Source organism: Actinokineospora auranticolor (genome assembly GCF_002934265.1).
GTDB classification, from domain to species: Bacteria; Actinomycetota; Actinomycetes; order Mycobacteriales; family Pseudonocardiaceae; genus Actinokineospora; species Actinokineospora auranticolor.
In genome coordinates, this window is record NZ_PTIX01000021.1 from 64,632 (window position 1) to 91,008 (window position 26,377).

Below are 26,377 nucleotides of genomic sequence, written 5' to 3' on the forward strand. Positions count from 1 at the left end.
GTCAGATGCGTCCCAACCTGGCCAGCAGCACCGCCGACGGCACCGGGTGGGCCCCCCGACGGCGAACGGCGTCCGCCACCGCCCGGTCCGACGTGGCCACGACCACCGGCCGCCCCTCCGGCTCGGCGGTGACCAGGGCTTTGATCACGTCGTCGGCCAGCACCCCCGGGTCGCTGAACAGGACCCGCACGCCGCGCGGCGCCGCGATGGGGACCGCGACCACGCCCGCGCCGTCGAAGACGAGGGTGACCTCAGCGGACGTCCGGGCGGCCAGCGACGCCAGCTGGCGGACCAGGCGGTCTCGCTGGTCGGCCAGGGACAGCTCCGGGTAACCCGTCTTGGTGACGTTGTAGCCGTCCACCACCAGGTGCACGGCGGGCAGCGCCAGCAGCCGGTCCAGCGCGGCCGGGTCCTCGACGCGTCCCCCGACGCCCTGCGCCGCCGTCGCGCCGCGCACCAGGTCGGCCGGGCGGGGTCCGCCCCCGCCCAGGGCCAGTTCGCGGCGCAGGCCCGTCACCGCGCCGTCGAGGGTGTCGACGAGCAGGGCCAGGCGGACCTCGTCGGCCTGGCGGGCCTCGCGCGCGGACTGCCGGGCGATCTCGGCGTCGGCCTCCGCGCGGGCCGCGCGGGCGCGTTCGACCTCGGCCCGTTCGCGTTCCCGGTCGCGCTGCTCGGTCAGCGCGGTCAGTTCGACCCCGGCCTCCGCGCGGACCCGGTCGGCCGCCGCCTCGGCCGCGACCGCGGCGTCCTTGGCCTCCCGGAGTCGGGCGCCCTGTTCGCGCAAACGTTTGCGGAGGCGTTCCAGCTCGGTTTCGCTCTCCGCGCGCACCTGGTCGGCCGCGCCGGTGGACTCCTCCAGCTGGGCGCGGACGCGTTCCAACTCGGCCTCGACCTTGCGCAGCTTGGCCACCGCCGTGTCGCGCTCGGCGCGCAGGGACGTGTCCGACGCGCGGCGCGAGACCAGTTCCAGGTAGTGGACCGCGGACTCCTCACCGAGCAGCACCGCCGCCGCCGCGACCGCCACCGGGTCGTCCCCGCCCAGGTCGAGTGCGGCGGGCTTGTGCTCGCGGCACCACTCGACCACCGCGGTGCGGAAGCCGTGCGAGTCGCGCAGGCTGGAGATGATCGTGGCGCCGCCCAGCCGGGCCCGCTTGGCCGGGGCGAAGCGGGCGACCGCGCGCAACTGCTGCGGCACGTCGACCTTGGGCAGCGCGCCCACCGCCTCCGCGCCCAGCTCGGCGATGCGGGCCCGGACGGCCTCCGGCAGCCCCGACCACTCCACGGCCGGACCCGAAGCGTCCGATGTGGACATCTCCGGTTCCTCCGGGTCGACGGGCAGGGACGACAGTGCCATCCCATAAGGCTAGCCGCGCCCCGCCGCGGCGCAGCGGGGAAGTGTCGGTGGTGTGATCTAGCTTCGGTCGCGATGAGCGCCACGACCCAAACCCCCAGGCAGCGGGCCCGATGAGCGGGCAGCTGGTGTTCGACGAGCTCGGCACGCCGCTGCGCGAGACCACCTTCGTCGTGTTCGACCTGGAGACCACCGGCGGCAGCGCCGAGGCGGACGCGATCACCGAGTTCGGCGCGGTCAAGGTGCGCGGCGGCGAGGTGATCGGCGAGTTCGCGACCCTGGTCGACCCCGGTCGCGGGATCCCCCCGGAGATCGTCACGTTGACCGGCATCACCAACGCGATGGTGCACGCCGCGCCCCGGCTGGAGGCGGTGCTGCCCGCGTTCCTGGAGTTCGCCGCCGGGTCGGTGCTGGTCGCGCACAACGCCGGGTTCGACGTGGGTTTCGTCAAGGCCGCGTGCCGCAGGCTGGGCTACGCCTGGCCCAAGTCCACGGTGGTGTGCACGGTGCGGCTGGGCAGGCGGGTGCTCAGCCGGGAGGAGGCGCCGAGCTGCCGGTTGTCCGCGCTGGCCGCGCTGTTCCGGGCGACGACCACGCCGATCCACCGCGCGCTGGCCGACGCCCGCGCGACGGTGGACGTGCTGCACGGCCTGCTGGAGCGGGTCGGGTCGCTGGGCGTGCAGTCGCTGGAGGAGCTGCTGGACTACATCCCGGAGGTCACCGCGGCCCAGCGCCGCAAGCGCACGCTGGCCGAGGACGTGCCGAACGAGCCGGGCGTGTACCTGTTCCGCGGCCCGTCGGACGAGGTCCTCTACGTCGGCACCGCCAGCGACCTGCGGCGCCGGGTGCGGCAGTACTTCACCGCAGGCGAGACCCGCCGCAGGCTGCGCGAGATGGTCGCCCTCGCCGACCGGGTGGACACGATCACCTGCGCGCACCCGCTGGAAGCCGAGGTCCGCGAACTGCGGCTGCTAGCGGCGCACAAACCGGCGTACAACCGCAAGTCGAAGAACCCGCGCGGCGGGTGGTGGGTGGTGCTGACCGAGGAGCCGTTCCCCCGGTTATCGCTGGTCCGGCGCGCGCGGGAGGGGGCGTTGGGGCCGTTCCGCAGCCGGGGGCACGCGGAGGAGGCGGTGTTCGCGTTGCAGGAGGGGACGGGCGTGCGACCGTGCGCGCTGCGGATCCCGTCGTCCGGCGTGCCGGGCGGGAGCGCGTGCGCCCTGGCCGAGTTGGGGCGGTGCGCGGCGCCGTGCGTGGGTGGGCAGAGCGTCGAGGAGTACGAGCCCGCGGTGGTCGCGGTGGGCGAGTTGGTGGCGGGCCGGAACCTGGACGTGTTGGCGCGGTTGGCGCGGGGGTTGGCCGAACACGCGGCGGCGGAGCGGTTCGAGCAGGCCGGTGTGGACCGCGACCGGATGCGGACGCTGATCCGCGCGCTGGACAAGGGCCAACGCCTGGCGGCCCTGGCCACCGTCGCGGAACTGGTCGCCGCCCGCCCGGACTCCCTGGGCGGCTGGGAGTTCGCGGTGGTCAGACACGGCCGGTTGGCGTCGGCGGGGGTGGCGCGGCGCGGGGTGGCGCCGATGCCGGTGGTGGAGGCCCTGGTGGCGTCGGCGGAGACGGTGATCCCGGAGGACGGACCACTGCGGGGGGCACCGGCGGAGGAGGTGTCCGTAGTCCTGCGCTGGCTGGACAAACCGGGGACGCGGATGGTCCGGTGCTCGACCCCGTGGTCCGAACCCGCCCACGCGGCGGCCCGGTGGCGTCCTTGGCTGGAACGCGCGGACCATGCCCGCACGTCGTTGTTGCCCAGGGACTAGTCCTCGGCGGGTACGGCGTAGCGGTAGGTCAGGGGTGTGGGGTCCAGGTCGTCGGGTTGCCAGGGGTGGATGGTTCGCAGGTGTCCGCCGGTGGCGGTGAGCGGGGTGGACCGGCGGTTCAGGCTGATGCCGGTCACGACCTCAGGAGCCGGTTCCCCGGTGCGGACAGGGCCCCGTCCAGATGGGCGTAGAGACCGGCAAGGGTGGTCAACAGGAAATCGAGGTCAGCCAACATCGTGTCCTCGGAGGGGACGGCGCCTCGGGGGTAGTGGAACGCCGCGACATTGCCGCTCGTAGCCACGCCCCAGCTCGTCGGGGACACCCCGGGAGATGTCACGGTCCAGGTCCGGACGCACGGAGAGTTGGTCGCTCAGCACGTCTCGCGCCCAACGAACCCGCTCGGCCAGTTTCGCTGCGGGAAGGTGGACGGACTAGTCGATTCCGGGCGGGGCGAACTTCGCCATCTCGCCACGCAACCACGTGGGGATGGTCCGCCGAATCAACTGGCCGCGGCGCTGCATCGGCGGCAGGTTCTCGGCGGTGAACTGCGGCTGGAGAGCGAAGACTTCGGCAAGAAGATCACGCACGGTGTCCATTGTGGCACGTGCCTGACACGAACGTGCGTCACTCGAAAAGTGGCCTTGTCTGCGCTGAGCTACCAGGACTCGTTGCGGTAGACGGCTGGGGAGTCTGAATAGTCTGCTTCGGGGTCGTGCGGGCGGGGCGGCTGGTCCGCCTTCGGTTCCGCGATGTGTTGGACGACCGAGGCGTCTCCGCCCAGTGGGGCGAAGGCGCTGGCCACGGTCGTGGCGGCGGTCTGCCGTGCGTGACGGGTGAGGGCGAGGATGTCGGCCGCCAGCTCGGCGGCCGGGCGGGTCATGGCCGAGTCGGTGAGGCGGAGGTCGGTCAGGGCGCCGTTGGGGGCGACGGCGACCGTGATGGCGCCGTCCGGGGACTGCTCGGTGGTGGCGGCCGACTCGACGTCCTGTTTGAACTCCGTGGCCCTCTGCTGGAGGTCCGCCACCTTGGCCTCGAAGTCGGCCAGCCATTCGTCGGGGGTTTGCACCGCTGCCGTCCTCTCGTCGCACCTGGCGGCACGCCGGAGCCTAGTGCCTGATCTAGGCTGGGTCTGCCCGTGATCCGGACCCGAGGAGTCGCTGAAGATGATCACCGCGATCGTGCTGGTCTCCGCCGCCACCGACGCCATCCCGGAGACCGCGCAGGCCATCGCGGACATCGACGGGGTGGCGGAGGTCTACTCGTGCGCGGGTGACATCGACCTGGTCGCCATCCTGCGGGTCGCCGACCACGAGGACCTGGCGCGGATCGTGCCGGGGCGGATCAGCAAGCTGCCCGGGGTGCTCGACACGGCCACCCACATCGCGTACCGGTCGTTCTCCCGGCGCGAGGTCGACGCCGCCTTCGACCTCGGCGAGGACTGAGCCGGGTACCGGGGCGGAACGTCGACGCTCAGAACCGGCCCGCGAAGATCAGGCGGGCGACCTCGGTGTCGGTCTGCTGACCCTCGTCGTAGCCGCCCTGGCCGCGCAGGTTGTTCATGATCGCGAGGGTGTACCGCTCACCCGGCCCGACGAAGCCGACCGAGTTCATCACCCAGCCGCCCTCCTCCTCCGACCAGCCGTCCTTGTTGCCGGGGCGGGCGGCGGGGCCCGCGCCCCAGACGCCCCACTGCTGGTTGGGGGCGACGGTGCGCATGTTGTCGAGGATGTAGCGCTTGTCGTCGGCGGGGACCTTGTCCAGGACGTAGTTGATGAGCCGGTCCAGGTCGTCCGGGGTGCACTTCTGGAAGCCCCAGTACGGGTAGACCTTGCTGAAGCCGCGCTCCGGGTGCAGCGAGGTCATGCCGTAGCCGGGGAACGCCTGGTTGAACGCGGTGTGGTCGGCGCCGCCGTACTTGGACCACAGGGCGGTGGCCGCGTCGTCGTCGGAGCGGTGCAGCATGGCGGTGATCTGGGCGCGGTCGCCGCCGGTCAGGGTGATGGCACCCGCGCGGTCGCGGCGGAGCAGGTCGACGACCATGGCCAGCTTGATGGTGGACGCGGTCCAGGTGAGGTCGCCCGCGTGGTCGTTGCGCCAGACCGCGCCGGTCTGCCGGTCGCGCACCACGATGCCGACGGTGCCAGGCCGGTTCGCCACGTAGGCCTGGGCGGCGGCGAAGCGGCGCTGGAAGTCGCAGTCGAAGCCGGACTTCGGCACTGGGCAGTCCTGCGGCTTCGCGGCGCTGGTCGCGGGCGTCGCCTGGGTCGTCGTCGCGGGAGCCGGTGGCGGGGCGCTGGTCGGCTCAGGCACAGCGCTGGGGGTGGGTGGCGCGGACGCGGCCGTGGTGCTCACCTGGGTCAGCGCGACCGGCTCGGGGGAGGCGGGCTCCTCGGGCGCACCGCACCCCGCGAGCACCACCCCGGCCACCGCGACACACGCCACCGCACGGCACCGGACCTGCTGAATCACGGCGGCAGGCTACCGCGAAACCCTTTCGCGCGGCAGCAGCCGCCGACAACGCCACTCCCGGCAACCCCGGGGACGCCAGTCCCCCAGCCAGCTTCAAGATCATCATCTGTCCCGGGTGGTTACCCGCGGGTTCTTCCACACCCGCCGTATTCGTCCACAGGCAGACTCGCACCCGTTCGGCCCGCTCGCAGCGGCAACTAGCCTTGAAATTAGGGGTTCCCCATTGCGGAGGCCCCTCGCGGGCGTTGCGGCCGAGGTCGCGAGGGCTAGGGCAGAGGCAGGGCGAAAGCCGCGAGGGCGGCACCCCGGTGGGGTACCGCCCTCGGCAGGGACTTCGTCAGAGCTTCTTCGACGGGTCCTCGGTCGCCTGGTGCTGGCCGACCTCGTTCGGGCCCGCTTCCAACTGGGCGTGCTCGCCGTGCTGGGCCGCGCGGGCGCGGGCCAGGGCGGCGGTCTCCTCCGGCGGGTCCGGCGTCAGCCACGAACCCTGCACCGGCGCACCCGCCGAGCCGAGCTTGTTCATCTTCTTCGGCACCGGCGCGCCCTGGTACTCCAGGGGGATCGGGTGGCCGTGGTCGTCCACCGGGCCCAGCGGCTGGTGGATCTCGATGAACTCGCCGTGCGGGAGGCGCTTGATGATGCCGGTCTCGACACCGTGCTCCAGCACCTCGCGGTCCGAGCGCTGCAGGCCCAGGCAGATCCGGTAGGTGATGAAGTACGCGATCGGCGGCAGCACCAGCAGGCCGATGCGGCCCATCCAGGTCGTCGCGTTGAGGGAGATGAAGAACTTCTCCGCCAGCACGTCGTTGGCCGCCGAGAGCAGCGACACCATGAAGTACGTGATCGCCATGACGCCGAGGCTGGTGCGGACCGGCACGTCGCGCGGCCGCTGCAGCAGGTTGTGGTGCGCGTCGTCCTTGGTGAACTTCCGCTCGATCCACGGGTACACCGCCGCGATGCCGCCGAGCAGCGGCAGGCCGAGCATGAACGGGAAGAACGCCGCCGGGATCGTGTAGTTCCCGAGGTAGACCTCCCACGCGGGCCACAGCCGGATCAGACCGTCGGTCCAGCCCATGTACCAGTCGGGCACCGTGCCCGCCGAGATGTGCGCGGCGTTGAACGGCCCGAAGTTCCAGATCGGGTTGATCTGGAAGAGCCCGCCCAGCGCGGCGCAGACGCCGACGACGACGGCCATGAACGCGCCGCCCTTGACCGCGAAGACCGGCATGATGCGGACGCCGACGACGTTGGTCTCCTTGCGCCGCACGCCCGGGAACTGGGTGTGCTTCTGGTACCAGACCAGCGCGAGGTGGACGCCGATGAGCGCGAGCAGGATGCCCGGCAGCAGCAGGATGTGCACGGTGTAGAGCCGCGGCACGATGTCCTCACCGGGGAACTCGCTGCCGAAGAGCAGCCAGTGCACCCAGGTGCCGAGCACCGGGATCGACAGGATCAGGCCGGACATGATCCGCAGGCCCGCGCCGGAGAGCAGGTCGTCGGGCAGCGAGTAGCCCGCGAAGCCCTCGGTGGCGCCGATCAGGAACAGGTTGACGCCGATGACCCAGTTGACCTCGCGCGGGCGGCGGAACGCGCCGGTGAAGAACACGCGGAACATGTGGGTGACGATCGACGCCATGAACAGCAGCGCCGCCCAGTGGTGCATCTGCCTGGCGAACAGGCCGCCGCGCACGTCGAAGGTGATGATCAGCGTGGACTCGTAGGCCCGCGACATCTCCAGGCCGCGCAGGTTGTTGAACGACCCCTGGTAGACGACCTCCTGCATGGAGGGGTCGAAGAACAGCGCCAGGTACGTACCCGTGAGCAGCAGGACGATGAAGCTGTACAGCGCGATCTCACCGAGCAGGAACGACCAGTGCGTCGGGAAGACCTTGTTCAGCTGTTTGCGCAGGCCACCGGCCGGGTGGAAGCGGTCGTCGGCCCACTTCGCCGCGCCGCCCGCCGCGCGGGTGGCCAGGTTGTTGGGCTTGGTGGGAGTTGTGATTGCGCTCATGACTTGCGCTCCCAGAAGGCGGGTCCGACCGGCTCGATGAAATCGCTCCGTGCGTAAAAGTAACCCGTTTCCTCATCGACCGCGATGGGAAGCTGGGCCAGCTTGCGCGTGGCCGGACCGAAGATGGGCTTGGCGTACTCCAGCGCGTTGAACTGCGACTGGTGGCACGGGCAGAGGATCCGGTTGGTCCGCTGCTCGTAGAGCGAGGTCGGGCACCCCAGGTGGCTGCAGATCTTCGTGTACGCGTAGTAGTCGCCGAAGTTGAAGTCCTCCTGGCCCTGGTGCTTGACCACGCGGCGGGCGTCCTCGGGACGCAGCCGGATGATCATCACCGGGTTGTCGGAGCGCTTGAGCGCCTTCGACAGGGCCTCGTGGTCCTTGCGCTCGGTCTCGCGGAACGGGAACACCGTCTCCATGCCGCCCGCGTCCAGGTCGGCGGGGCCGACCAGCGCGACCTCCTCCGGGTCACCGGTGTCGCGGCGCAGGAAGACCTTCTCGCCCTCGTGCTTGGGCTTCCAGCCGGTGTGCCAGAGGGAGTTCTCGGTGTCGCTCTGCGCCCACGGGTCGCGGACCAGGCCACCCAGGGCGAACACCCCGATGCCCAGGCCCATCGCCCCGGCGCCGAGGCCCGCGGTGCGCTTGATCAGCGAGCGGCGGGCGATCGTGCTGCGGACCCCCGCGTCGGCCAGGTGGGCCAGGATGGTCGCCTTGTCCAGTTCGGCGGAGCCGCCGTCGTGGCGCTGCTGGACCGACACCTCGTGCGGGATGAACTTCTTGGTGTAGAGCAGCGCGCCGACGCCGACCGACAGCACCGACAGGCCGAGCGTGGCGCCCAGCAGCGGGGTGTACAGGGAGTACATGAAGTACCCGTCCGTGTCCGGCGCGGTGTAGGCCGACGGCCAGAACAGGAACACGCCCGCGAACGCCAGGCCCGACGCCGCCGCGATGAGGAACCAGAGCGCGACCAGGCGCTCGGCCCGCTTCTCCGCGCGGGTGCCCTTGACCGGCCACGGGTCCGGGTACTCGACGATGTCGACCTCGTCGAGCTTGCCGCCCAGGCGGACCAGGTCCTCCCTGGACATCGCCGCGAGCTCCTCGTCCGAGGGCAGCTCCGGGGGGTTGGTGGAACTCATGCTTTCGCCCCAATCCAGAGGGTCACGCCGACCAGGGCGGCGATACCCACGATGAATGCGATCAGACCCTCGGACTGCGGCCCGAGCCCACCGATCGGGTTGCCGCCGGGGTTGTTGTTGCCGTCGGTCACCGACTTGACGTAGGCGACGATGTCCTTCTTCTCCTCCGGCGTGAGCTGCCGGTCGGAGAACTTCGGCATGTTCTGCGGACCGGTCAGCATCGCCGCGTAGATCTCGGTCTCGGTGACCCCGTCCAGCTTCGGCGCGTACTTGCCGGAGGACAGGGCACCGCCGCGGCCGGTGAAGTTGTGGCAGGAGGCGCAGTTGAGCCGGAACAGCTGGCCGCCGCGCGCCGGGTTGTCGCCGACGAGCGCCTTGCCCTGCTCCTCGGGCAGCTCCACGCCGCCGCCCTTGGACTGCACGAACGCGCTGATCGCGTCGATCTCCTCGGGGCTGAGCTTGGCGGGCTTGCGCTCGATCTGGGCTTCCTGGCGGACCGCGGGCATCCGGCCCGTCGAGGTCTGGAAGTAGGTCGACGCCTCGCCGACACCGATCAGGCTGGGGCCGCGGTCCTGCACGCCCTCGAGGTTCGCGCCGTGGCAGCTGATGCAGGTGTTGTTGTAGACCTGCTCGCCCTTGCGCAGCAGCGCCGGGTCGCCCTCGGCCTGCGCCACCGGCGGGGTCGGGGCCAGGGCGGAGTACGCGAAGCCCACCGACAGCAGGGCGAAGCCGATGGCCAGCAGCCCGGCGACCCGCCTGCGGAGCTTGCTGCGGCGCGGGGATTTGTTGTTCATTGCAACGGCAACCCTTGCTGTCGGTTCGGGCCCGGCGTGGCTGGTGGTGGCGGGCGGTGGTTCGGGCGTGTCGCTCATGGGACCAGGTAGATGACCGCGAACAGGCCGATCCAGACCACGTCGACGAAGTGCCAGTAGTACGAGACCACGATCGCGGAGGTGGCCTGGGCCGGGGTGAACTTGCTCAGCTTGGTGCGGATGAGCAGGTAGACGAACGCGATGAGGCCGCCGATGACGTGCAGGCCGTGGAAGCCGGTGGTGAGGAAGAAGACCGTGCCGAACGGCCCGGACGGGATCGTCACGCCCTCGTTCACCAGGTTGTAGTACTCGTAGGCCTGACCGCCGACGAAGATCGCGCCCATGATCAGCGTCAGGATGTACCAGCGGCGCAGGCCGAACACGTCACCGCGCTCGGCGGCGAAGACGCCGAGCTGGCAGGTGAACGAGGAGGCCACCAGGATGATGGTGAAGGGCAGCGCGTAGGGGACGTCCAGGTGGACCTGCTCCCCGCCCTCGAGCGGCGGCGGCCACACACCCGTGCTGTTCTGCGCCTTGACGGTGAAGAACATGGCGAAGAGCCCGGCGAAGAACATCAGCTCGCTGGACAACCACACGATGGTGCCGACGCTGACCATGTTCGGCCGGTTCAGCGAGTGCACACGCTGGCCAATGGAGGGCGCTGCTGCAGTCACGGGTCGCATTATGTCTTGCGGGTACACGGCTCGCCCGGTCGGGTCGTGAGTAGACCGCGTCGTGTCGCGGGGGTGTCCGGAAAGGCGGCTACGTGGGGTTTCTCGGTGCGCTGCGAGCTCGGGTTCGTACGCTGTTCACCTCGACGAAGGGGCCCGGCGTCACCGTCGACTCCCCCGGTTTGGGGGTGGTGGCCCGCTCCTTCGACGACACGGAGGCCGCGTCCGCCGCGCTCACCCGGGCGAGTGAGTTCCGGGCGGCCGAGACCGCGGTCCTGCGGCACCATTTGATCTTGCCACAGGACCGGGTCGCGGAGGCGGCCGCGGTGGTCGCCCAGGACGGTTACGCACTCCGGGAAATCGGCCCGCACCAGGGCGATCAGGTGCTCGCGCACGCGCTGCGGGCCGAGCTGGTGACGGCGCTGGGCTGCGCGCGGGAACGGTCCCGAATGGCCGGTCTGGCGCAGCGGTTGGGCGGGGACGCGCTCGGGTGGGACGTGTTGCAGACGGGTGGACGTGAGACCGATAACATCAACCCGCCGGACCGGCCGTGACGCGCTCGCGACCGGCCAGGGAGCCCCACCTGCCCGAACGCTTCCGACCAAAGGATGTGGCATGACCACTGCACCGCTGAAAGTCCTGGTCTTCAGCCACCGGCCCGAGGTGCGGGAGACGATCATCACAGCGGTCGGCCGCAGGCCCGCGGCGGACATCGGCCGGGTCGCCTTCGTGGAGGTCGCCACCGTCGCCGAGGTGCTGATGGCGATGGACGCGGGCGGCATCGACCTGGCCATCCTCGACGGCGAGGCGCAGCCGACCGGCGGCATGGGCCTGTGCAGGCAGGTCAAGAACGAGATCACCGACTGCCCGCCGGTGGTGGTCGCGGTGCGCCGCAAGGACGACCGCTGGCTGGCCACCTGGTCGCAGGCGGACGCGGTGCTGGTGCACCCGCTGGACCCGCTGACCGCGGCCGAGACCGTGGCCGACGTGCTGCGCACGAAGCGGCTGCCGTTAGTGCGGGGCTGAGCCGATGACCGGAGAACGCACCTGGAAGGGCCTGCTCAACCAGCTGGTCTCGGGTGAGGACCTCGGCGCCGGGGACACGTTCTGGGCCATGAACGAGATCATGTCCGGCGCCGCGACCCCCGCGCAGATCGCCGCGTTCGCGGTGGCGCTGCGCGCCAAGGGCGAGACGCCGCAGGAGATCGCGGGTCTGGCCGAGGGCATGATGGCCAACGCCCGGCGCGTGTCGCTGGACGACGTGCGCGCGGTGGACGTCGTCGGCACCGGCGGCGACCAGGCGCACACGGTGAACATCTCCAGCATGAGCGCGATCGTCACGGCGGCGGCGGGCGCGGCGGTGGTCAAGCACGGCAACCGCGCGGCGTCGTCCAAGTGCGGCACGGCGGACGTGCTGGAGGAACTCGGCGTCGCCATCGAGCTGTCACCCGAAGGAGTGGCCACCTGCGTGCGCGAGGTGGGCATCGGCTTCTGCTTCGCGCCCGCGTTCCACCCGGCGTTCCGGCACGCGGGCCCCGTGCGCGCCCAGATCGGCATCCCCACGGCGTTCAACGTGCTGGGGCCGCTGACGAACCCGGCGCAGCCGGGCGCGGGCCTGGTGGGCTGCGCGAACCTGAAGCTGGCACCGACGGTGGCGGCCGTGTTCGCCGCGCGCGGCACGAGCGCCTTGGTCGTCCGCGGCGACGACAACCTGGACGAAATCACCACAACGACCACAACAAGTGCCTGGGTCGCCAGCAACGGCGAAGTACGCGAAGACCGCGTCGACCCGTCGCGGCTGGGGATCGCGCCCGCGCGCCCGGAAGACCTGCGCGGCGGCGACGCGCCGTACAACGCCCAGGTGGTGCGGGATCTGCTGACGGGCAAGCCGGGCCCGGTCCGGGACGCGGTGATCCTCAACTCAGCGGGCGCCATCGCCGCCCACCGAGGCCTGACCGACGACCTCCACGCCGACCTGGCCCAGGGCCTGTCCCGAGCGGCGGAGTCCATCGATTCCGGCGCGGCGGCGGCTTTGCTGGACCGCTGGATCACCCGCTCCCAGGAACTGGCGGGCTGACTCCCGGTCCACAGTGGCCTCTACCCCGCCCACCCCACCCCAGACCGACCCGCTTTTGCCCTCCCCCGAGCCCCAACAAACGGCCCCCGCCCTCCTCTGGGGGCCCTATGGGGTTGTCAAGCCGCAGCCGGAGCGGAAACAGGCTCGGGTGGCCGGTGGTGGGTCGTGGTGTGGAGCGTGGCGAACAGGACGTCGCAGCGGCGGCGGGGCCGGGCGGATGAGGGCGGCGTTGTGCTTGTGGCCTTCGGCTCTCGTGTGGTCGTGGTAGGTCCGGCTGGTGGCCAGGGCGGCGAACGCGGCGGGGAAGAAGGCTCGTGTGAGTGTGTGGTTGCCGGTGCGGGCGGGGGTGTTCGCCTGTGGTGGAGGACCGGGAGCTGCGGGTGAGCGGGGCGATCCCGGCGTAGGCGGCCAGGTGTGCGGAGGAGGCGAGGTTGGTGGCGTCGCCGATCTCCGGCAGGATGCGGCGGCGGTCCTGACCCCGATGCCGGGCATTGACGTCAAGACCCCGGCGAGAGGGTGCGCATCGAGTATCCCCTCGACCTGGGCGGCGACCTGTTCGCGCTGCGCGAGCACGGTGTTCAGGCTGTCGGCCACGCGGGGCGGCACGGTGTCCGCTGCCGCAGTGCCCGCAACGATGACCACCTGTTCGTCCAGAGCTGTCAGGATCGCAGTGACGAGCTTGTCGCCCACGCGGAGCGCGTGCGTGGCGGCGACCGCTGTGAGCTTGCGGCGGCCCGCTGTGGCGATGCCGGTCGGGCCGCCGCAACGGGAGAGGATCTCCAGCACCGCCGGGTGAGCGATCGTCGGGCCGATGGCGCGTTCGAGAGCGGGGTGGACGCCGGATCATGCGTTCGACTGGGAGCGTCAGTCATTCCGGACCTGGCGACCACAACTCCTTGATCAGGAGCTGCGAAGAAGGTAACGGGGACAGCCCTGCTCCAGTTTATCGGGGGTGGGGTGGTGGGAGCGGGGTGGCGATTTCCTGTGGATGGGTCCAGGGCATGTGGACAACTCGTGATCAAGGCGAAATCCGCGGGCGGGGCGCGCGAGACCGGTGCAGATGACGGATGCGCTGCTCGGCGTGCCTGCGCGGACCAGCCAGTCGATGGGCGAGTCCGGAGAGATTGAGCCCGTATCGCGGTGGATGTGCGGGCCTCGGTGGTAGGTGGGGCGACCGTCCGGGTTCGGATGGGTGGGGTATTCGGAAGCCAACCGCCCACTGCGGTCAGGATCAGCACAACCGCGATGACCAGCCGCGTGGCGGAGGTAGCTCGGGGCCGTAGCTACCAGGCCGAACAGGTGGCGGCGGGTGCGGCTCAGCAGACGAGCAAGGGTGAATCCGAAAAGGACCGAATCCGCACACCTCTGCTGATGTGAACGTCTCATTCACAGTTGGGGCACCAGCCCGAGCTCAGGGGGTGCGGATGTCCACAGAAGGATCAGCAATACCGCGATGACCAGGACCTGGAACGCCATCGCGAAGCCCGCTGACGCACCGCCCAGCAGCTCCCCGCGTCGGTGACGAGTGGCGGCGGATGCCGCGGCACAGCCCGTAGACGGGCGAGTCAGGAATGACTGGGGCCTCCCGCCTCGGCGGACGTGCAGGCCCCGAGCCCAGCCCGACCTCGGCGGTGACGTATCTGAAGGCCGGCCACCACCGCGGTCAGGATCAGCACCACCGCGATGACCAGCAGCCACACCTGCAAACCATCGAGAGGCCAGGGCAACCGGTCAGTAGCTCAAACCGAACGGGTGGCGGTGGATGCGCGGCCGAAGTGCCCGCGGGTGAGTGGTCCCGAAAGGACTGAAGGCCCCGCGCGCGGTGCGTGCGGGGCCTTCAGGTCTCGAAAGCGTCAGTCCGAGTTGGGGCGGGTGTGGTACTCGAAGACCAGGCCGCCCACCGCGGTCAGGATCAGCACGATCGCGATGACCAGCAGCCACACCTGCCAGAACGCCATGGCGAAGCCCGCCAGGGCCGCCGAGGCGGCCAGGGCGACCGGCCAGTAGCTGCCCGGGCTGAAGAAGCCCAGTTCGCCCGCGCCGTCGCTGATCTCGGCGTCCGGGTTGTCCTCGGGGCGCTGCTCCAGCCGCCGGGCGACGAAGTGCAGGTAGGAGCCCACGATGAGGGACAGGCCACCGGAGAGGATCAGCGCTACGGTGCCGACCGGTTCCTTGGCCCACACGCCGTAGACGATCGCCGACAGGAAGAAGAAGCCGGTCGTGACGTCGAAGAGCCTGGCTTCGACCTTCATGCTGCTGTCCTCGCAATCACAGTGGACTGACCCGCTACTTGGTCGCGGTGCGCGCGGTGCGGTCGGTGTTGAACGGCTTCGTGGTGACCGCGGTCGGGGTGCACAGCTCGCCGCAGTTCAGCTCGGTCAGCGCCTCGGCGGTGGTGAACGGCTTGCCGGTGGCGGGGTTCACCTGCTGGCGCAGCTTGAGGTACTTGTCGAACAGCTCCGGGGTGACCGCGCGGACCTCGAAGTTCATCGCCGAGTGGTAGGTGCCGCACAGCTCGGCGCAGCGGCCGACGAAGGACCCGGTCTTGTCGATGACGTTCTGGAAGTCCGAGTCCTGGTTGTTCTTCTCCGGGTGCGGGAAGACGTCGCGCTTGAACAGGAACTCGGGGACCCAGAACGAGTGGATGACGTCGCGGGAGACCAGGTTGTACTGCACGGTCTTGCCCGTCGGCAGGACCAGGATCGGGATCTCCGCGGAGCTGCCGATGGTGCGCACCGTCTCGTCGCCGGGGGCGGCGGGCTTGGTGGCGGTGCCGCCGGCATCCTTGTAGCCGACGTAGTCGAACTCCCAGTTCCACTGGAACGCGCGCACGGTGACCGTGACGTCGGGGTCCGGCTTCTGCGCCTGGATGTAGTTCTGCGTGGTGGCGGTGAAGTAGAACAGCACGACCACGATCACGACCGGGATGCCGGTGTAGATCCACTCCAGGAAGTGGTTGTACTGGAACTGCTTGGGCAGCGTCTCCCCGCGCTTGCGGTGCGCCACGACCGGCCACAGGATGAGCGCCCAGGTGATGACACCGATGATCAGCGCCGCGACGACGGACCAGGTCCAGAACTCGCGCATCCGGTCGGCCTGCGGGGTGACGCCCTCCGGCCAACCGAAGCGCAGCACCTCGTCGGTGGAGCAGCCGGTGGCGCCGAACGCGACCAGGGTGACCAGGGCGGCTACCTTGCCGCGCCGGGCCACCGGCGAACGGTGTCCGGCGGCCTTGGGTGTGCCCACTGCGCGCTCCTTCTCGAGGCGGTACTTCAACCCACTAATCCAACGCTGTTTCACTGCCCCCGCACCGGGTCCGCACCACCGCTGGGCAGCGACGATCCCCGCTCTGGGAGAGCACTGCGCAGCCTAGCCGAGCGATCGGGGCCACACCGCCTGAGGGGTGATCGGATGTCGGTCACACCCTGGGGAACACTGGCACCGTCCCCCGTCCGGGCAACCGGGAACGGCATACTGACGTCTTCCCCGCCAGATACACCCCGGCTCGACACGAGAGGTGCGCGAGAAGCGTGTGCGGTCTGCTTGGCCTGGTCTGCCCTTCGGAAATGGACGCCACCGCGGCGCGGTCGGCGGTCGGCGCGGCGATGCGCTGCCAGCGCCACCGCGGCCCCGACGAGAGCGGCACCTGGACCGGCGGTGAGGTCGTCTTCGGCTTCAACCGGCTGTCCATGATCGACATCGAGCACTCCCACCAGCCGCTGCTGTGGGGGCCGCCGGAGGCGCCGCAGCGTTACACGCTGCTGTTCAACGGCGAGATCTACAACTACCTGGAGCTGCGCGCCGAGCTGACCGACCGGAACGGCGCGCGGTTCTACACCGACGGCGACTCCGAGACGATCGTCGCGGCGTACCACTACTGGGGCGAGGCCGCAGTCACCCGGCTGCGCGGCATGTTCGCGTTCCTGATCTGGGACTCGCACACCTCCACGCTCTTCGGCGCGCGCGACCCGTTCGGCATCAAGCCGCTGTTCTACGCGGCGGGCCCGGGTGGTGTGGCGTTCTCCAGCGAGAAGAAGTCGGTGCTGGAGCTGGCCCCCCTGCTGGGGGTCCGCCAGGAGCTGGACCGGCGCTCGCTGCAGTACTACCTGACGCTGCAGTACGTCCCCGAACCGGCGACGATGCACACCACCGTGCACCGGATCGAGTCCGGGCACAGCTTCACGCTGTCACCGGGCGAGGAGCCGGTGGTGAAGCGGTACTGGACGCCGCGGTTCGACCCGCGCCCGGTGCGCGGACCGGCCGACGCGGAGAGCCTGTACCAGCGGATCGCGGACGCGATGAGCGAGTCGGTCCGGATGCACATGCGCGCGGACGTGACCGTCGGGTCGTTCCTGTCCGGCGGCATCGACTCGACCGCGATCGCGGCGCTGGCCCGCGAGCACAACCCGGACCTGGTCACCTTCACCACCGGTTTCGAGCGGCAGGGCTACTCCGAGGTGGACGTGGCCGCCGAGTCGGCGGCGGCGATCGGGGTCAAGCACGTGGTCCGCACGGTGTCGGCGCGGGAGATGATGGACGCGCTGCCGCTGATCGTCTGGTACCTCGACGACCCGGTGGCCGACCCGGCGCTGGTGCCGCTGTGGTTCATCGCCCGCGAGGCGCGCAAGCACGTCAAGGTGGTGCTCTCCGGTGAGGGCGCGGACGAGCTGTTCTGCGGGTACACGATCTACCGCGAGCCGCTGTCGCTGGCGCCGTTCGAGCGGGTGCCGGGGTCGCTGCGCCGGTTCATGGGCAAGGTGTCGACGAAGATCCCGGAGGGCACCCGCGGCAAGGACCTGCTGCGCCGGGGCTCGTTGAGCCTGGAGGAGCGCTACTACGGCAACGCGCGCATCTTCCGCGACGACCAGCTGCGCGGCGTGCTGCGCACCTTCGACCCGGGCATCAGCCACCGCGACATCACCGCCCCGCACTACCGCGAGTCGGTGTCGCTGGACCCGGTGACCCGCATGCAGCACGTCGACCTGTTCACCTGGCTGCGCGGCGACATCCTGGTCAAGGCCGACAAGGTGACCATGGCGAACTCGCTGGAGCTGCGGGTGCCGTTCCTGGACCCGGAGGTCTTCCGGGTGGCGGCGCAGATCCCGCTGGAGCAGAAGATCACCAAGGAGACCACCAAGTACGCGCTGCGCCAGGCGCTGCGCCGGGTGGTGCCCGCGCACGTGCTCAACCGCCGCAAGCTGGGCTTCCCGGTGCCGATCCGGCTGTGGCTGCGCGAGGAGATGTACGAGTGGGCGCGGGGCATCGTGATGGCCTCGCAGACCGACGCGCTGATCGACAAGAACGCGGTGATGCGGCTGCTCGAGGAGCACAAGGCCGGGACGCTGGACCACAGCAGGCGGATCTGGGCGCTGCTGGTGTTCATGCTCTGGCACGGCATCTTCATCGAGCGGCGGATCACGCCGGTGGTGCCGGAGCCGCACTACCCGGTGAAGCTGTAAGACTCGGCGTCAAGCCCGGTGGGGGTCACCCCACCGGGCTTTTCTTATGCGCTGAGTCGGTTCTCGGCCGGTTCGGCGCTGGCCAGCAGCTCGGTCAGCGGGAGCGCCACGGCCTCGGCGATAGCGGCGACGGTGAAGAAGGCGGGGGTCGGCACGCGCCCGCGCTCGATCTTGCGCAGCGTCTCGACGGAGATCCCGGCGGCGGCGGCCACCTCGACCATGGAGCGGTCGCCGCGGGCGGCGCGCAGCGCCTCGCCCAGCAGGGCACCCCGGAGGCGGTCGTCTTGGCTCAGCGGCGGTCGCACCATGCGCCCATGCTAGCGCGGGATAGATATACCGTTATAGTTATCCCATGATTGAGTTGAAGACGCCCGGCGAGATCGACGCCATGCGGGTGGCCGGGCACGTGGTGGCGACGGCGTTGGCCGAGGTGCGCTCGGCGGCGGCGGTCGGGGTCCGGGCGACGGACCTCGACGAGGTCGCGCGGGACGTGCTGGACCGGTTCGGGGCCAAGTCGTCGTTCCTGGGGTACCTGCCGGGGTTCGCGCCGACGCCGTTCCCGGCGGTGCTGTGCGTGTCGGTGAACGACGCGATCGTGCACGGGATCCCGGGCCGGACGCGGTTGCGGGACGGGGACCTGGTCAGCGTCGACTTCGGGGCGCACGTGGACGGGTGGCACGGGGACGCGGCGGTGTCGTTCGTGGTGGGGGCGGCGGACCCGGCGGACCTGCGGCTGATCGCGACGGCGGAGGAGTCGTTGGCGGCGGGGATCGCGTGCGCGGTGCCCGGCGCGCGGATGGGGGACATCGGGCACGCGATCGGGGCGGTGGCCCGCGGGGCCGGGTACGGGATGGTGACGGATTTCGGGGGGCACGGGATCGGGCGGGCCATGCACGAGTCGCCGTCGGTTTACAACGAGGGGACGGCGGGGCGGGGGATGCGGTTGCGGGTGGGGCTGGTGATCGCGATCGAGCCGATGCTGATGGGGGGCGGGGACGAGTACGTGACCGATGGGGATGGGTGGACCATGCGGACCGTGGATGGGGAGCGGGCGGCGCACGTGGAGCACACGGTGGCGATCACGGAAGATGGGCCGCGGCTTCTGACAGCGCTCTGACCTGGTGTTTCGCTCGGGCTGTGGGTCTGGGAGTTGTCCACAGGCTTGATCGTCTTCGGCCGGTCTTGTCGGTCTGCTTGGCTAGAATTGGTATTGGGGGCCGGAGGCGTGCGTTGATCATCTTTGTGCTGCGGGGGTGCCGGTTGGAGCCGTGGCTGGGTTGATCGGTCCGGCTGTTCGCGGAAAAGATGCGCGGCCTCGATTGAGTGAACTTGCTTTGCGCGGGGCCCCTACGGACCTGCGGTGGGGAAGAGCGGTGGGAATGGGCAAGCCCACCCCACCCGCCGGGAAGCTTGGCAGGTCCGTCCCCCACGCAAAGCAAGCCCACCCAATCAAGGCGTATGACGGGGGCGCGTTGCGTTCTGCGGGGGCTGGGATCTTGTGGCGGTTTCCGGGGTGGAAGGGCGCGACAAGGCTTGGCGGGAGAGGGCCGGGCCTGTTCGGGGAACAAGCCCGGCTTTCCCAGGTCAGCCGGGGAGGATGGCGCCGATCTCGGTGCCCGCGTCCGCACCGTAGGCGTCGGCCAGGCGGGTGATGGCGTCCTGCTTGTCGAAGGTCCACTCCTGGGGGCCGTCGACCTCCAGGACCAGGACCGCGATCAGCGAACCCAGCTGGGCGCACCGCTCGACGGGCAGGTCCTGGGTGAGGCCCGCGAGGAAGCCCGCGCGGAAGCCGTCGCCGACGCCGGTGGGGTCTACCTTGGCCTTCTCCGGGACGGCGCCGATGTGCAGGGAGGTGCCCTCCTTGTCGACGATCTCCGCGCCCTTCTCGCCCAGGGTGGTGATGCGGAGGCCGACGCGCTCCATGACCTCCTTCTCCGACCAGCCCGTCTTGCGGCAGAGGAGTTCCCACTCGTAGTCGTTGCTGAACAGGTAGTTCGCGCCGGTCACGAACTCGCGGATCTGCTCGCCGGTCATCCTGGCCAGCTGCTGCGACGGGTCGACCGCGAACGCGTAGCCGCGCTGCCTGCTCTCCTGGGCGTGGCGGAGCATGCCCTCGGGGTCGTTGGGGCTGATCAGCACCAGGTCGAGGCCGCCGACCCGCTCGGCGACCGGGGCCAGCTCGATGAGCCGGGCCTCGGACATGGCACCCGCGTAGAACGACGCGATCTGGCACATGTCGTCGTCGGTGGTGCAGACGAAGCGAGCCGTGCTCGCGGTCTCGGAGACGTGCACGCCCGCGCAGTCGACGCCGTGGCGCTCCAGCCAGGAGCGGTAGTCGGCGAAGTCGGCGCCGACGGCGCCGACCAGGACCGGGGCGCGGCCGAGGACGCCGAGGCCGAAGGCGATGTTGGCGCCGTTGCCGCCCCGGCGGACGATCAGGTCGTCGACCAGGAAGCTGAGGGAGACGCGGTGGAGCTGCTCGGCGACGAGTTGTTCGGCGAACCTGCCCGGGAAGTGCATCAGGTGGTCTGTGGCGATGCTTCCGGTGACGGCAACGGGCACGGTGGCCCTCCCCTGTCTGTCGGCCCGGCGACGCCGGGGGTGACGTCGGGCACGGGCTCGGCGCGGTCATGGCATGGCGGACCCGACCACCCGTTCGGGTGGCCCCAGGTCTCTGTTGAACCCTACCGCCAGGTACCCCTGGGAAGTCCCGCGTCGAGCGCATAGCGTCCGACCAATGAAGCCCCAGGAACCGGACAACCTCGACGAACTGATCGCCGACTGCGCGGACATCCCGCCGGTGCTCACCGAGCGCAAGCCGGTGCTGCCCGCGCCCCGCCCCGCGACCAGGTGGGTCGTCGACGACGCGGCGGTCGCCCAGGTGGCGGGGATCGACGAGTTCGTCTGATCGTCAAGGCACGACGAAGGGCCACGGCGGAAGATCCGCCGTGGCCCTTTGCCTGAATGCCACTGGTCAGCGCCGCCCACCTCCGTACCCACCGGGCCTGGTGGCCGTCAGCTCGCCAGGTCGGGAACGATGCCGGGTGGGGATGAGGGGGTGGGTGGCGGGAGAAGGTGTCTCAGTGGAAGGAGTCGCCGCAGGCGCAGGAGCCGCCCGCGTTCGGGTTGTCGATCGTGAAGCCCTGCTTCTCGATGGTGTCGACGAAGTCGATGGTGGCGCCCTGCACGTAGGGGGCGCTCATCCGGTCCACGGCGACCTTCAGGCCGTCGAAGTCGCGGAACAGGTCGCCGTCGAGGGTGCGCTCGTCGAAGAAGAGCTGGTAGCGCAGGCCCGCGCAGCCGCCCGGCTGCACGGCGATGCGCAGGTGCATGTCGTCGCGGCCCTCCTGCTCGAGCAGGGCCTTGGCCTTGACAGCCGCGGCGGCGGACAGCTCCACACCGTGGGTTGCCGCCTCGGTGCCGGATTCCTGAGCGGTCGTCATCGCGTTCTCCCCTGGAAGGTCCTACTCGGGCACGTACCCCGGCACAACACGGAGCGCGCGGGATTTGTTCCGTACCCCTCCCATGGTTGCACAGGTACCGCCGGTCACGGCAGGCCGTGCGCTCAAGCCCACTGCCGGGCGACGTGTTCGGCCAGGTCGGCGAGGGTCCCGGCGGGGTCGGCGACGGCCTTCTCGACCGACCCGACGTACTCGGCGACGGCGTGCGCCTCCGACACCCCGACCGAACCCGCCTGCCTGCGGCCGACCGACACCTGCCCGGCCAGCACCACGCAGGGCACGCCGTGCTCGGCCGCGGCGGCGGCCACCCCGGTGACCAGCTTGCCGCGCAGGGACTGCCAGTCGAAGCTGCCCTCGCCGGTCACCACCAGGTCGGCGCGGGCCACGGCCTCGTCGAGGCCGGTCGCGGCGCGCACCAGGGTGGCGCCGGACACCACGCCCGCGCCCAGCGCGAGCAGGCCGAAGCCGAGGCCGCCCGCGGCGCCCGCGCCCGGGTCGGCGCGGGGGTCGCGGCCGTACCGGGTGGCGACCTCGTCGGCCCAGGCGGCCAGCCGGGTCTCCAGGCGCTCGACGGCGGCCGGGTCGGCGCCCTTCTGCGGGCCGAAGACCGCGGCGGCGCCGTGCGTGCCGAGCAGGGGGTTCGCCACGTCCGTCGCGGCGATGAGCCGGGGTAGCGACTGCCCGTCGAGCACGGCGAGCGCGCCCGCGCCACCGTCGGTGGTCGCCGAGCCGCCCAGGCCGACCACGACGGTCTCGGCGCCCGTGTCCCTGGCGGCCAGGACCAGCTCGCCGACGCCGCGCGTGGTGGCCGACTCGCAGGTCGCGGCGCGCCGGTCGGGTGGGACCAGGTGCAGTCCCGCGGCCTCGGCGGTCTCCAGGTAGGCGGTGTCGTCGTGCAGCAGCCAGCGGGCCTCGACCGGGGTGCCGAGCGGACCGGTGACGGTGTCCGCGCGCAGGTCGCCGTCGAGTGCGGCGTGCAGGACGTCGACGAAGCCGGGGCCGCCGTCGGCGAGCGGGCAGCGGGTGAGCAGGGCGCGCGGGGCACCGCGCCGCCAGCCGGTGGCGATGGCGTCGGTGGCCTGCGCGGCGGTCAGCGTGCCGCCGAAGCAGTCGGGGGCGATAACGACTCGCACGGGCGCAGCGTAGCGACCGCCGGGCTTGTCCTACCCTTGTCGACGTGAGGTTCCTTCGCCGCAACTCAGCCGACAGCGCCGACGCCGACCAGGTGGCGGACGCTGCCGTCACCGTGGGTGACACCTCGACGAAGGGCCACACCCCGGGCAAGGGCAGGCCCACCCCGAAGCGCCGCGAGGCCGAGGGGCGCAAGCGCGGGCCCGTCCCGCCGCCGCCGAAGACCACCCGGGAGGCGATGCGCCGGGCCCGCGGCTCCAAGGAGGAGCGCGCGGTCCAGGCCGCCAAGCGCAAGGAGGACCGCGTCGAGCAGCGGCGCCGGATGAACGAGGGCGACGACCGCTACCTGATGCCGCGCGACCGCGGCCCGGTGAAGGCGTACGTGCGCGACCTGATCGACGCCAAGCGCAACTTCCTCGGCCTGTTCATGCCGCTGGCGGTCGTGGTGTTCGTGTCGCTGCTCGCCCAGTCGCCCCGGGTGCAGCAGTACGCGACGCTGTTCTGCCTGCTCATGCTGATCGTGATGGTCGTCGAGGCGATCTTCAACGGTCGTCGGATCAACCGGCGGGTGCGCGCGAAGTTCCCCAAGGAGAACTTCCGCCCGCTGTCGATCGGCTGGTACGCGTTCGTCCGCGCCACCCAGCTGCGCAAGCTGCGCGTCCCGAAGCCCCGGGTCTCCCCCGGTGACGTGGTCGGCTGACCACCCGCTGGAACCACCCGGGACATCCTTAGCCGCGCGAAGTACATTCGCGGCATGGAGTTCCGTCGCCTGGGCCGAAGCGGCCTCAACGTCAGTGAGATCTCGTACGGGAACTGGATCACGCACGGTTCGCAGGTCGAGGAGGAGGCCGCGCACGCGTGCGTGAAGGCCGCCCTCGACGCGGGCATCACGACCTTCGACACCGCCGACGTCTACGCCAACACCCGCGCCGAGGCCGTGCTCGGCCGCGCGCTGCGCGGCACCCGGCGGCAGTCGGTCGAGCTGGCGACCAAGGTGTTCTGGCCGACCGGCCCCGGCGGCCCCAACGACCGGGGGCTGGGCCGCAAGCACATCATCGAGTCGGCGCACGCGTCGCTGAAGCGGCTGGAGACCGACTACGTCGACCTCTACCAGGCGCACCGGTTCGACCGGACGGTGCCGCTGGAGGAGACCATGCTGGCCTTCGCCGACCTGGTGCGGCAGGGCAAGGTGCTCTACGTCGGGGTGTCCGAGTGGAACGCCGACCAGATCACCCGGGGCGCGGCGCTGGCCCGCGAGCTGAACATCCCGTTCATCTCGAACCAGCCGCAGTACTCGATGCTGTGGCGGGTCATCGAGGAGCAGGTGGTCCCGGCGTCCGAGCGCGAGGGGCTCTCGCAGATCGTGTGGTCGCCGATCGCGCAGGGCGTGCTGACCGGCAAGTACCTGCCGGGTGCCGAGCCGCCCGCGGGCTCGCGGGCGACCGACGAGGCCGGTGGCAAGAACATGATCTCCCGCTGGCTGCGCGACGACGTGCTGACCGCGGTGCAGCGGCTCAAGCCGCTGGCCGAGGAGGCCGGGCTCTCGCTGGCGCAGCTCGCGGTGGCGTGGGTGCTGCAGAACCCGAACGTGGCCTCGGCGATCATCGGCGCGACCCGGCCGGAGCAGGTCGAGGAGAACGCCAAGGCGGCCGGGGTGAAGCTGGACGACGACCTGCTCAAGGCGGTCGACGAGGCGCTGGAGGGTGTCGTCGAGCACGACCCCCGGTTGACCGTCACGCCCTGACCGGTCCATCGGGGAGAATGGCGCCGTGCCCATGTACGAGTTCCGCTGCCGCGAGTGCGGCGCCACCTTCACCGTCCAGCGGCCGATGAGCGACTCGGCCGCCCCCGCGTCGTGCCCGCAGGGGCACGACGACACCGTCCGGCTGCTGTCCGTGGCGGCTCTGGCGCGCGGCGCGAGCGGCCCCGAGCCGTCGTCGGGCGGCGGGTGCTGCGGCGGCGGTTGTTGCGGATAGCGCGGTCGCTCCCCGGGAACCCGGGCCCTGGCAGGCGAGATCCATCTCGTCAGCCGACTCCGCCCGAACTCACCCGGTCGTCCGCTCGCCCGGTCGGGAACGGTGCCGGGTGGGGAAGAGGGGGGAGAAATCAGACACAGTAATCGCGGAAGCCTTGGCCCGTCTTGCGGCCTAGACGGCCTGCGGTGACCAGGTGCTCCAACAGCGGCGCCGGGGCGTACCCGGCCTCGTGGAACTCGTCGTAGAGGGTCCGTTCGATGGCCAGCGAGACGTCGAGGCCGACCACGTCGAGCAGTTCGAACGGGCCCATCGGCAGGCCGCAGCCGACTTTCATCGCGGTGTCGATGTCGTCGGCCTCGGCGTAGTGCGCCTCGAGCATCTTCACCGCGTCGTTGAGGTACGGGAACAGCAGCGCGTTGACGATGAAGCCCGCGCGGTCGCCGCAGTGCACGGGGTGCTTGTCGACGCGCAGGCACAGCGCGCGGGCGGTGGCGACGACGTCGGGCGCGGTCGCGATGGTCTCGACGACCTCGACCAGCTTCATCACCGGGGCCGGGTTGAAGAAGTGCAGGCCGATGACGTCCCCGGGGCGGCTCGTGGCGGCCGCGCACTCGATGACCGGCAGGGACGACGTGGTGGTCGCCAGGACCGCGCCGGGTTTGACGATCTCGTCGAGCGCGCCGAAGACGGCCCGCTTGACCGCCAACTCCTCGGCCACGGCCTCGATGACGAGGTCGCAGTCGGCGAGTTCGGTGAACTCCACGGCCGGTGCGACGCGGGCGAGCACCGCGTCGCGGTCCGCTTCGGACAGCCGCCCCTTGGCCACCTGCCGGTCCAGCGACTCGCGGACCTTGCCGATCGCGGCGTCGGCCTTGTCGGCGCTCCTGGCCCGCAGGACGACGTCGAAGCCCTTGCGGGCGAACACCTCCACGATGCCGGTCGCCATCGTGCCGGTGCCGACGACGCCGACGCGCCGGACCTCGCGGGTCGCCGTGGCGGATTCCGCCGCGGCCACCGGGGTCTGCGCGTCGGGCACGACCGTGGGCGAGTCGGGGCCGTCGTAGGTGTAGAAGCCGCGCCCGCTCTTGCGGCCCAGCAGGCCCGCGGTGATCATCTGCTTGAGGACGGGTGTGGGGGCGTGCAGCCGGTTGCGCGACTGCGCGTACATCGTCTCCAGGATCTCGTAGGCGGTGTCGAGGCCGATGAGGTCGAGGAGGGCGAGCGGGCCCATGGGGTAGCCGCAGCCGAAGCGCATGGCGGCGTCGAGGTCCTCGCGGGTGGCGTAGCGCGACTCGTACATCGACACGGCGTGGTTGAGGTAGCCGAAGAGCAGCGCGTTGGCGATGAAGCCGGCGCGGTCGCCGATCACCACGGGTTCCTTGCCCAGCCGCCGGGTGAACTCGACGACGTCGGCGACCACGTCGGGCTCGGTGACCACGGTGCGCACGACCTCGGTCAGCCGCAGCACCGGGGCGGGGTTGAAGAAGTGCAGGCCGACGACCTTGCCGGGCCGTCCGGTGTGGACACTGATCCGGGTGATGGACAGCGAGGACGTGTTCGAGGCCAGGATGACCTCGGGGCGCACGATCCGGTCGAGTTCGGCGAAGACGCGGGCCTTGAGGTCGAGGGATTCCGGGATGGCCTCGACGACCAGGTCGGCGTCGGCGAGGCCGGAAAGCGCTGTGGTGTAGGAGATCCTGGCGAGCAGGTCGGCGCGGGCGCCTGCGTCGAGCTTGTCCTTGGCGACCGCGCGACCGGTGGAGTGCTCGATGTGCGCGCGACCGCGCCCGACGCCCGCCGCGTCGGCCTCGACGGCGATCACGGTGATGCCGGTGCGGGCCAGCACCTCCGCGATGCCGGCGCCCATCGTGCCGAGCCCGACCACGCCGACGGTGGAGATCTCCCGTGCCACAGCTGCCTCCCGGGACCGCGTCCGGCGATGCTACCTACCGGTAACATGTGCCGATGATGCCACGGCGATCCATGATCGAGACGTGAACCACGTCACT

General features: G+C 71.0%; 27 protein-coding genes and 1 pseudogene. 11 read left to right on the forward strand and 17 right to left on the reverse strand.

Annotation, left to right across the window (positions count from 1 at the left end):
• Position 1: 1 nt before the first annotated feature.
• Entirely contained in the window at positions 2 to 1,354 is a 1,353-nt protein-coding gene (locus CLV40_RS28735; protein ID WP_104482132.1) for an NYN domain-containing protein, read from the reverse strand.
• A 110-nt stretch (positions 1,355 to 1,464) separates the two neighbouring features.
• Between CLV40_RS28735 and CLV40_RS28740 the strand changes: the two genes are divergently transcribed.
• On the forward strand, positions 1,465 to 3,168 hold the full coding sequence (locus CLV40_RS28740) for a DEDD exonuclease domain-containing protein (protein ID WP_104482133.1): 1,704 nt from the start codon (positions 1,465 to 1,467) through the stop codon (positions 3,166 to 3,168).
• Here CLV40_RS28740 and CLV40_RS38410 read toward each other — a convergent pair.
• The 3 genes from CLV40_RS38410 to CLV40_RS28750 form a co-directional block, all read right to left on the reverse strand.
• A complete protein-coding gene (locus CLV40_RS38410) occupies positions 3,165 to 3,305 on the reverse strand; it encodes a hypothetical protein (protein WP_181043789.1) in 141 nt (46 codons plus the stop codon). The genes CLV40_RS28740 and CLV40_RS38410 overlap by 4 nt on opposite strands.
• 294 nt (positions 3,306 to 3,599) lie before the next feature.
• Positions 3,600 to 3,755 (reverse strand): hypothetical protein, encoded by a 156-nt coding sequence (locus CLV40_RS38415; protein WP_181043790.1) that lies wholly within the window; start codon positions 3,753 to 3,755, stop codon positions 3,600 to 3,602.
• Positions 3,756 to 3,823: 68 nt separating this feature from the next.
• Positions 3,824 to 4,234 (reverse strand): YbaB/EbfC family nucleoid-associated protein, encoded by a 411-nt coding sequence (locus CLV40_RS28750; protein WP_181043791.1) that lies wholly within the window; start codon positions 4,232 to 4,234, stop codon positions 3,824 to 3,826.
• A gap of 97 nt (positions 4,235 to 4,331) precedes the next feature.
• Between CLV40_RS28750 and CLV40_RS28755 the strand changes: the two genes are divergently transcribed.
• Positions 4,332 to 4,610 (forward strand): Lrp/AsnC family transcriptional regulator, encoded by a 279-nt coding sequence (locus CLV40_RS28755; RefSeq protein WP_104482136.1) that lies wholly within the window; start codon positions 4,332 to 4,334, stop codon positions 4,608 to 4,610.
• Between the two features lie 28 nt (positions 4,611 to 4,638).
• Here the strand turns inward: CLV40_RS28755 and CLV40_RS28760 are convergent, their stop codons facing one another.
• The 5 genes from CLV40_RS28760 to ctaE form a co-directional block, all read right to left on the reverse strand.
• Entirely contained in the window at positions 4,639 to 5,637 is a 999-nt protein-coding gene (locus CLV40_RS28760) for a serine hydrolase (protein ID WP_245931630.1), read from the reverse strand.
• Between the two features lie 337 nt (positions 5,638 to 5,974).
• Positions 5,975 to 7,648 carry a cytochrome bc1 complex cytochrome b subunit gene (gene qcrB, locus CLV40_RS28765; RefSeq protein ID WP_104482137.1) on the reverse strand — a complete coding sequence of 558 codons (1,674 nt, stop codon included), beginning with the start codon at positions 7,646 to 7,648 and terminating at the stop codon, positions 5,975 to 5,977.
• Positions 7,645 to 8,781 carry a cytochrome bc1 complex Rieske iron-sulfur subunit gene (qcrA, locus tag CLV40_RS28770; RefSeq protein ID WP_104482138.1) on the reverse strand — a complete coding sequence of 379 codons (1,137 nt, stop codon included), beginning with the start codon at positions 8,779 to 8,781 and terminating at the stop codon, positions 7,645 to 7,647. Before qcrA ends, qcrB begins: the two co-directional genes overlap by 4 nt.
• Complete coding sequence (gene qcrC / locus CLV40_RS28775) at positions 8,778 to 9,575, reverse strand: cytochrome bc1 complex diheme cytochrome c subunit (protein ID WP_104482139.1); 798 nt, start codon at positions 9,573 to 9,575, stop codon at positions 8,778 to 8,780. The genes qcrA and qcrC overlap by 4 nt, the downstream gene beginning before the upstream one ends.
• Before the next feature lie 74 nt (positions 9,576 to 9,649).
• Positions 9,650 to 10,276: an aa3-type cytochrome oxidase subunit III gene (ctaE, locus tag CLV40_RS28780; RefSeq protein WP_104482140.1), complete on the reverse strand. Its 627-nt coding sequence runs from the start codon at positions 10,274 to 10,276 to the stop codon at positions 9,650 to 9,652.
• A gap of 83 nt (positions 10,277 to 10,359) precedes the next feature.
• On the opposite strand from ctaE, the gene CLV40_RS28785 reads away from it, so the two are divergent.
• The 3 genes from CLV40_RS28785 (at position 10,360) to trpD (ending at position 12,341) form a co-directional block, all read left to right on the forward strand.
• The gene (locus tag CLV40_RS28785; protein ID WP_342752314.1) at positions 10,360 to 10,818 is read left to right on the forward strand and encodes a hypothetical protein; all 459 of its coding nucleotides are present in this window, start codon (positions 10,360 to 10,362) and stop codon (positions 10,816 to 10,818) included.
• Positions 10,819 to 10,879: 61 nt separating this feature from the next.
• Positions 10,880 to 11,290, forward strand: coding sequence for a hypothetical protein (locus tag CLV40_RS28790; RefSeq protein WP_104482141.1), 411 nt, complete (start codon positions 10,880 to 10,882; stop codon positions 11,288 to 11,290).
• 4 nt (positions 11,291 to 11,294) lie between these two features.
• Positions 11,295 to 12,341, forward strand: a complete 1,047-nt coding sequence (gene trpD / locus CLV40_RS28795; protein ID WP_104482142.1) for an anthranilate phosphoribosyltransferase — start codon at positions 11,295 to 11,297, stop codon at positions 12,339 to 12,341.
• A gap of 116 nt (positions 12,342 to 12,457) precedes the next feature.
• On the opposite strand, the pseudogene CLV40_RS39125 reads toward trpD, so the two are convergent.
• The 3 genes and pseudogenes from CLV40_RS39125 to ctaC form a co-directional block, all read right to left on the reverse strand.
• A pseudogene (locus CLV40_RS39125) lies at positions 12,458 to 13,184 on the reverse strand (transposase); the annotation flags it as partial.
• A gap of 1,010 nt (positions 13,185 to 14,194) precedes the next feature.
• Positions 14,195 to 14,593 carry a cytochrome c oxidase subunit 4 gene (locus CLV40_RS28805; RefSeq protein WP_104482143.1) on the reverse strand — a complete coding sequence of 133 codons (399 nt, stop codon included), beginning with the start codon at positions 14,591 to 14,593 and terminating at the stop codon, positions 14,195 to 14,197.
• Between the two features lie 34 nt (positions 14,594 to 14,627).
• Positions 14,628 to 15,587: an aa3-type cytochrome oxidase subunit II gene (gene ctaC, locus CLV40_RS28810; protein WP_104482144.1), complete on the reverse strand. Its 960-nt coding sequence runs from the start codon at positions 15,585 to 15,587 to the stop codon at positions 14,628 to 14,630.
• Between the two features lie 284 nt (positions 15,588 to 15,871).
• Here ctaC and asnB point away from each other — a divergent pair, with 284 nt between their 5' ends.
• The gene (asnB, locus tag CLV40_RS28815) at positions 15,872 to 17,800 is read left to right on the forward strand and encodes an asparagine synthase (glutamine-hydrolyzing) (protein WP_104482145.1); all 1,929 of its coding nucleotides are present in this window, start codon (positions 15,872 to 15,874) and stop codon (positions 17,798 to 17,800) included.
• Between the two features lie 44 nt (positions 17,801 to 17,844).
• On the opposite strand, the gene CLV40_RS28820 is transcribed toward asnB, so the two are convergent.
• The gene (locus tag CLV40_RS28820; RefSeq protein ID WP_104482146.1) at positions 17,845 to 18,108 is read right to left on the reverse strand and encodes a helix-turn-helix domain-containing protein; all 264 of its coding nucleotides are present in this window, start codon (positions 18,106 to 18,108) and stop codon (positions 17,845 to 17,847) included.
• A gap of 44 nt (positions 18,109 to 18,152) precedes the next feature.
• Between CLV40_RS28820 and map the strand changes: the two genes are divergently transcribed.
• Complete coding sequence (gene map, locus CLV40_RS28825; RefSeq protein ID WP_104482147.1) at positions 18,153 to 18,917, forward strand: type I methionyl aminopeptidase; 765 nt, start codon at positions 18,153 to 18,155, stop codon at positions 18,915 to 18,917.
• A 467-nt stretch (positions 18,918 to 19,384) separates the two neighbouring features.
• Here the strand turns inward: map and CLV40_RS28830 are convergent, their stop codons facing one another.
• Positions 19,385 to 20,320, reverse strand: coding sequence for a carbohydrate kinase family protein (locus CLV40_RS28830; protein WP_104482184.1), 936 nt, complete (start codon positions 20,318 to 20,320; stop codon positions 19,385 to 19,387).
• Positions 20,321 to 20,537: 217 nt separating this feature from the next.
• On the opposite strand from CLV40_RS28830, the gene CLV40_RS38425 reads away from it, so the two are divergent.
• Positions 20,538 to 20,708 carry a hypothetical protein gene (locus CLV40_RS38425; protein ID WP_181043793.1) on the forward strand — a complete coding sequence of 57 codons (171 nt, stop codon included), beginning with the start codon at positions 20,538 to 20,540 and terminating at the stop codon, positions 20,706 to 20,708.
• A 172-nt stretch (positions 20,709 to 20,880) separates the two neighbouring features.
• Here CLV40_RS38425 and CLV40_RS28835 read toward each other — a convergent pair whose 3' ends face one another.
• Positions 20,881 to 21,243 carry a HesB/IscA family protein gene (locus CLV40_RS28835; protein ID WP_104482148.1) on the reverse strand — a complete coding sequence of 121 codons (363 nt, stop codon included), beginning with the start codon at positions 21,241 to 21,243 and terminating at the stop codon, positions 20,881 to 20,883.
• A 122-nt stretch (positions 21,244 to 21,365) separates the two neighbouring features.
• On the reverse strand, positions 21,366 to 22,394 hold the full coding sequence (locus tag CLV40_RS28840) for a glycerate kinase family protein (protein WP_104482149.1): 1,029 nt from the start codon (positions 22,392 to 22,394) through the stop codon (positions 21,366 to 21,368).
• A gap of 44 nt (positions 22,395 to 22,438) precedes the next feature.
• Here CLV40_RS28840 and CLV40_RS28845 point away from each other — a divergent pair, with 44 nt between their 5' ends.
• Genes CLV40_RS28845 through CLV40_RS28855 form a run of 3 tightly spaced genes read left to right on the forward strand, consistent with a single transcriptional unit; the run spans position 22,439 to position 24,368 of the window.
• The gene (locus CLV40_RS28845; protein WP_104482150.1) at positions 22,439 to 23,092 is read left to right on the forward strand and encodes a DUF3043 domain-containing protein; all 654 of its coding nucleotides are present in this window, start codon (positions 22,439 to 22,441) and stop codon (positions 23,090 to 23,092) included.
• A gap of 54 nt (positions 23,093 to 23,146) precedes the next feature.
• On the forward strand, positions 23,147 to 24,136 hold the full coding sequence (locus CLV40_RS28850; RefSeq protein ID WP_104482151.1) for an aldo/keto reductase family protein: 990 nt from the start codon (positions 23,147 to 23,149) through the stop codon (positions 24,134 to 24,136).
• Between the two features lie 25 nt (positions 24,137 to 24,161).
• Positions 24,162 to 24,368, forward strand: coding sequence for an FmdB family zinc ribbon protein (locus tag CLV40_RS28855; RefSeq protein WP_104482152.1), 207 nt, complete (start codon positions 24,162 to 24,164; stop codon positions 24,366 to 24,368).
• Positions 24,369 to 24,498: 130 nt separating this feature from the next.
• On the opposite strand, the gene CLV40_RS28860 is transcribed toward CLV40_RS28855, so the two are convergent.
• Entirely contained in the window at positions 24,499 to 26,280 is a 1,782-nt protein-coding gene (locus tag CLV40_RS28860) for a 3-hydroxyacyl-CoA dehydrogenase family protein (RefSeq protein ID WP_104482153.1), read from the reverse strand.
• Between the last annotated feature and the right edge of the window lie 97 nt (positions 26,281 to 26,377).